5 protein-coding genes are annotated in these 5,810 nt (G+C 51.0%); all 5 read left to right on the top strand.

The window, feature by feature from the left end; all coding sequences use genetic code 11:
* Positions 1-265: 265 nt before the first annotated feature.
* Positions 266-1,138: an ankyrin repeat domain-containing protein gene (locus Q2B33_RS22960; RefSeq protein WP_300574075.1), complete on the top strand. Its 873-nt coding sequence runs from the start codon at positions 266-268 to the stop codon at positions 1,136-1,138.
* 310 nt (positions 1,139-1,448) lie between these two features.
* A complete protein-coding gene (locus Q2B33_RS22965) occupies positions 1,449-1,967 on the top strand; it encodes a hypothetical protein (protein ID WP_300914283.1) in 519 nt (172 codons plus the stop codon).
* Entirely contained in the window at positions 1,957-2,508 is a 552-nt protein-coding gene (locus Q2B33_RS22970; protein WP_300574069.1) for a GNAT family N-acetyltransferase, read from the top strand. The genes Q2B33_RS22965 and Q2B33_RS22970 overlap by 11 nt, the downstream gene beginning before the upstream one ends.
* A gap of 74 nt (positions 2,509-2,582) precedes the next feature.
* Positions 2,583-4,574 (top strand): NAD-dependent epimerase/dehydratase family protein, encoded by a 1,992-nt coding sequence (locus tag Q2B33_RS22975; protein ID WP_300574066.1) that lies wholly within the window; start codon positions 2,583-2,585, stop codon positions 4,572-4,574.
* Between the two features lie 7 nt (positions 4,575-4,581).
* Positions 4,582-5,810: F390 synthetase-related protein (locus Q2B33_RS22980; RefSeq protein ID WP_300914285.1), on the top strand; the 1,229-nt coding region annotated here is incomplete at its 3' end.

Below are 5,810 nucleotides of genomic sequence, written 5' to 3' on the forward strand. Positions count from 1 at the left end.
TATATGCTTCTATATAATAAGATATAGTCCGACAAATTGGGAAACTTTTACTTAAGCTTAAGGCACGTGTAAATATTAACAAATAAGGAAGGTAATCGCGTGGAGGAAATTTTGACTTTTGCGAATGACTATGGGGCGAATCAGATTTGCATGGATTTAGACAATGATAAAGTCTATATGTGTATATGGATATTGGGGAAATAGAAAAGAAATCAGGGTATACTAAACAAGCGGTTGGGGATATGATTGAAAATATTTCGATTATATGGTAGTATGGAGATACAAAAACGGAGAGGAAAGGCATGGGCAGAGTTATAGAGCCAGGAATCTAAAAGACAGGTTCTCGGCTCTATTTTTTGCCTGGTATGCCGGGGAACGCCCGCGGGCAGGGATGGTAGAAAAGGGAAGAGAGACGGAAAGGTGGATTTTAACTATGACTAAGTTATTCAAGGCTATTAGGCAGAATGATATAGAAACTGTGAAGAAAGTCTTACACAAGTACCCGGAAAAGGTAAATTGTATGGCAACACCGCCCCCTAAAAAGGACGAAGGACAGTCGCCGCTCCAAGTGGCTATTAAAGTTGGGAACATAGAAATAGCACATTATTTAATTGATCAAGGAGCTGATGTCAATCATATGGAGCCCTATAACGGATTGCCACCGACCAGATGTTACAGATGTCCCCTTCTATTTGATGCGATAATGGCTGTGCTTGCTGATTGGAAAAATCGAAAAGAAGAGCAATTGGGATTAATGTCACGTTTGCTTGAGGCAGGTGCAGATCCCAATAAAACAGATAACAGAGGCTCCACTTCGTGGGATTTTGCAATCAACCATTATTGTGATAAATTAATTTGGGTGAAAGATGTTACAGATATCCAGAATGTTGAAAAAGAGTTATTAGATATTCTGTTCAAATATGACGCAGATATTTTGAATATTGACAGAATTAACGAGGATTTAAAGTTTTTTACGAATTATTCTTTGGTTTTGAATAACCTTATACTGAATCGTGATGATTTGTATGGTGTCAGCCCGGAGATAGAGGATCAGTGGACAGATAGGTGGCTTCGTATAATACCAATGCTCAAACCTTATTATATGAAAAACAATCCGAATTATCCTTTTCTTTCATGATTATCAGAACCAGGTTTCGGCTGTAGCGCTTTTATGAGGTGAATTGAAATTCATGGCATATCTGGTATTAATGTAAGACATAAAAACAGAGATTAAAGCATGGCACCTTTCAGCAAGTGCGTAGAGAGCCAGTCGTGACACAGAAAAGCGCAGGGGAGACGGCTCCTATGATGCGGAATATGACAGTGGTGTAGTAAAATAGGATTCCCGGAAAGCAGGGCAGGGCTGGGGGAAACGGGAAGTGATGGGGGGATAGGGAGAAACAATGAGGGCAAGAATCAAAATCAGAATCCTGGCATGTCTGGCTGTTATGATAGGAGCGATCTGTGCGATGTCTGGCTGCATGAGCCGGAAGGAACAGGACAGGCGGAATGAAGAGCTTGTAGCAGCTTATCCGGAAGAGGTAAAGGCTTACCTGGAAGAAAAGTATGGGCGTGAATTCTGTGTGAGCTCCGAACGGGAAGCAGGGGAGGGGAGCCCAATTCCTTTTGCAGAGAGTTATTTTACATATGATTATATTGCATGGGAGGATGAGGAGGATGGATATGCTTTTTGGACATCCCTGTATCCGGTGTCCCTGGATGACAATAGAGTGACAAAGATTAGGGACGGTTATTGTTGGAAATTCATCAGCCGAAAAATAAAAGAGGAGTTTTGTGAAAGATGGAAAGAAATCACAGATGAGGATGTTAAGGTTATGGTATCAGCATCACATAAATTTGTGTTTGGAGAAAAGATTAATGAAAGTAGCACGATAAAGGCTGCCTTATTAAGCAGTCTGGTTTCACGGCAAGTGAAATCGTTAAGGAGTATAAATTATGGTAATTGACAATAAAAAAGTTACAATAAGAACAGAAAATCAATCTGAATATGAAGAAGTGAATGAAATTATTTATGAGGCTTTTGCCGAACAGCACGGGATAGAAACTGGTAAATTTATGATGGAACATTTTAAGAAAGAAAGGCAGAAAGAAACTTTTGTTCCCGAACTCTCTCTTGTTGCTGTATTAGATGATGGAACAATCATTGGGGAAGTGGCGCTCCATGAAACAGACATTATTACAGAAACTGGCAAACACACACAATTAGTTCTATCACAATGTGCCGTTTTACCCAAATATAGAATGCAGGGAATTATGAGGATGCTTGTCGAATATGCTTTAGATAAAGCCCAAAAAATGGGTTACGGAGCAGTGTTTCTGGGGGGAAATCCTAAACTTTATGCACGATATGGATTTGAACCGTCCAGTAAATATGGAATATACCATGAAAACAGAAAAAAGTGGGGAGATGAAGGATTTATGGTTTGCATATTAAAATCCGGTACGCTTGATGGTGTAACAGGCACAACCTCGTACTATGGCGGATAAGTTCCGATTTATGTACGGAAAGTAAATCCCCAAAGAAATCCGAAAGAAAAAAGGACAACAAGGAGGAGAAAAGCATGGAACCCTTCCACAAGAAGACAGTCCTGGTGACAGGCGCCACCGGGTTTCTGGGCGAATACCTGACCCAACGCCTGACCAAGCGATACAGGGTACTGGCGCTGGGCAGGAACCGGGAGAAAGGAAAGCGACTGGAGGAACAGGGCGCCGTATTCTGCCCGGGGGATTTCACCAGGCGGGAAAGCTGCGCCCGGTACTTCCAGGGCGTGGACTATGTGATTCATGCCGGAGCGCTGTCCACCGTGTGGGGAGAATGGGAAGATTTTTATCGCACCAATGTGCTGGGCACAGAGCTGGTGGCGGCGCTGTGCCGGGAGAATGGCGTAAAGAGACTGGTCTATCTGTCCTCCCCCAGCATCTACACGGGAAAGGAAGACCAGTATCACATCCGGGAAGACCAGGCGCCGGAGCAAAACAACCTGAATTATTACATCAAATCCAAACTCATGGCGGAGGCAATCCTCCGGAAATGGGAGAAAAAAGGCCTGGAGACAGTGATTCTCAGACCTCGGGGGCTGATTGGCATCGGGGACACCAGCCTGGTGCCCAGGATCCTCACCGCCAACGCCAAAACGGGAATCCCCCTCTTCCGGGAAGGCCGCAACCTGGTGGATCTAACCAGCGTGGAGAACGTGGCGCTGGCCTGTGAACTGTCCATGACCGCGGAGAAAGCCCCTGGCAGGGCCTTCAACATCACCAACGGGGAGCCCATGGAATTCCGGAACATTCTGGAGCAGTTCCTGAGAGCCATAGGGGAGGAGCCCCGTTACAGGCGGCTTCCCTTCGGCCTGGTGTACGCCCTGGCGGGAGGGCTGGAATGGCTGTACCGCACCCTGAGGTTTGCCGGGGAGCCGCCCCTGACCCGCTATACCGTCTGCACCCTGGGCTATGCCCAGACCATGGACATCAGTTCCGCCAGGGAGATCCTAGGCTATGTGCCGGAGAAGACCCTGGCGGAATCCATCCGGGAATACGGCGCCTGGTGGAAAGCGAACCATGGGACAGGCTCTGTCAAGGGAGAAGAGAAAAGCAGCCAAAAAAGAACCAGGACATATCCCGCCAGTTCGGATTGTGGGGCGGAAGCGGGGAGAAGGCCTGGTGCCCATGATTCGACGCAGCCAGGCCGGAGGGCAGAAGCGGGGAGAAGGCCTGGTGCCCATAACCCAACGCAGCCAGACCAGCCCCACCTCCCGGCGCCCCCAGGCAAGGTGGAGGAGGTAAAAATCTACCCCTGCGGCTCCTGCACCAACCGCTTAGGCATCATGTTCCGGGGAATGAGATGGGAAAAGAGGGAATTCCCCGCCAGAGCCGCCCTCATCCGCCACCGGGAGCTGGGCCACATCCTATACGACACCGGCTACTCGGAGGAGATTTTCCGGGGCGGGCCGGGGCTGTGGCTGTACCGTCTGCTGAATCCCGTGAGGCTGGGGAAGGAAGAGGGCATCTGCGAAAGACTGAAAAAAGACGGCATCCCCCCGGAAACCGTGAAGACGATTCTGTTATCCCACGCCCACCCGGATCACATAGGAGGTCTGTCCCGGTTCCCCGGCTGCCGGCTGGTGGCCTTTGGGGAGACCCTGGAGGCGCTGGAGCACCCCCGCGTCCGTAACCTGGTGTTCCGAAACCTCCTGCCGCCGAAAGGCTGCATCGAAAAACGGAACACCCCCGGGAACCCTCTGGAGAACCATTTCCTGAACAGATACTTCGGCCAGGCGTATGACCTCTTCGGGGACGGCAGTGCCATCGCCGTCAGGCTGGAGGGGCACACCAGGGGACAGATGGGACTTTGGATTCCGGATGTGAGCCTTTTCCTGGCGGCGGACGCCTGCTGGGGCAGCGACTTGGTAAAGGCCACCCGGCGGATGCGGCTTCTGCCCAGGCTGCTGCAGAAGGACTTCGCCGCCTATGAGGACAGCCTTAAGAGAATCTGCCGCATGAAAAGGGACTATCCCCAAATCAGGGTAGTCTTCAGCCATCAGAAGGGAGCGTGAGTGGACTGTGGCTGACCGATTGAAAGTGCTGCTCTATTACCTTTATTATAAATACCGCCGCCCCTTTACAGACAGGAAAGCTTTGGAAAAATGGCAGGAAAAGAAGCTGAAAAAGCATCTGGACTATGTGGCGGCGCATGTCGGGCTCTATAGCGGGAAGAGGCAGCTCCAGGACTATCCAATCATGGACAAGGCCTTCCTGATGGAGCATTTTGACACACTGAACACAGTGGGCATCCGGCGGGCGGAAGCGGAAGCCTTTGCCCTCCGGGCGGAACGGGAGAGGGATTTCGCTCCGAAGCTCAGGGGGGTCACCGTGGGCTTGAGTTCCGGCACTTCCGGGCGCCGGGGCATCTTCCTGGTGTCCGATGGGGAGAAGAACCGCTGGGCGGGCTACATACTGGCCAGATTCCTGCCGGGGAGCATCCTGGATTCCCTGGACATCGCCTTTTTCATGCGGGCTGACAGCAACCTGTACCAGGCGGTGAGCTCCAGGAACATCCGGTTCCACTTCTTCGACATCTACCGGGACATGGAGGAGCACAAGGAGCGGCTGGAAAGGACGAAGCCCGCGATTCTGGCCGGGCAGCCGTCCCTGCTCCTCATGCTGGCCCGGGAGAGGGAGCAGGGAAACCTGCACATTTCCCCGGGCACCGTGATCTCCATCGCCGAGGTGCTGGAGCGGGAGGATGAACTTTACCTGAAAAAAGCATTCTGCCTGGAGGTGATCCACCAGGTCTACCAGTGCACGGAAGGGTGCCTGGCATCCACTTGCGCCCGGGGGACGCTCCATCTGAATGAGGACATCGTGCGGATTGAGCGGGAATACCTGGACAGGAACCGGTTCGTCCCCATCGTGACGGATTTCCAGCGGAAGGCTCAGCCCATCATCCGCTACCGCCTCAACGACATCCTGGTGGAAAAAGAGAGTCCCTGCGGCTGCGGGAGCCCTTTCCTGGCGCTGGAGAAGATAGAGGGCAGAGAGGATGACATATTCGTCTTCCTTGACGAAAAAGGGCAGAAGAAGACGGTGTTCCCGGACTTCATCCGCCGGTGCGTTCTGTTCGTGGAGGAGGAAAGGGACGAGGACGCTGGGGAAAAAGGGATTGAGGGCTTTACGGAAAAAAGAATTGAAGGCTCTGCGGGAAAAAGGAGCGAGGGCGCTGCGGGAAAAGGGAACGAGGTGGCTGCGGTAAAACGAGACGGGGACTCTGCGGAAAAATGTGACAGGAACCA

The organism is uncultured Acetatifactor sp. (assembly GCF_948601915.1).
Lineage (GTDB): Bacteria > Bacillota > Clostridia > Lachnospirales > Lachnospiraceae > Acetatifactor.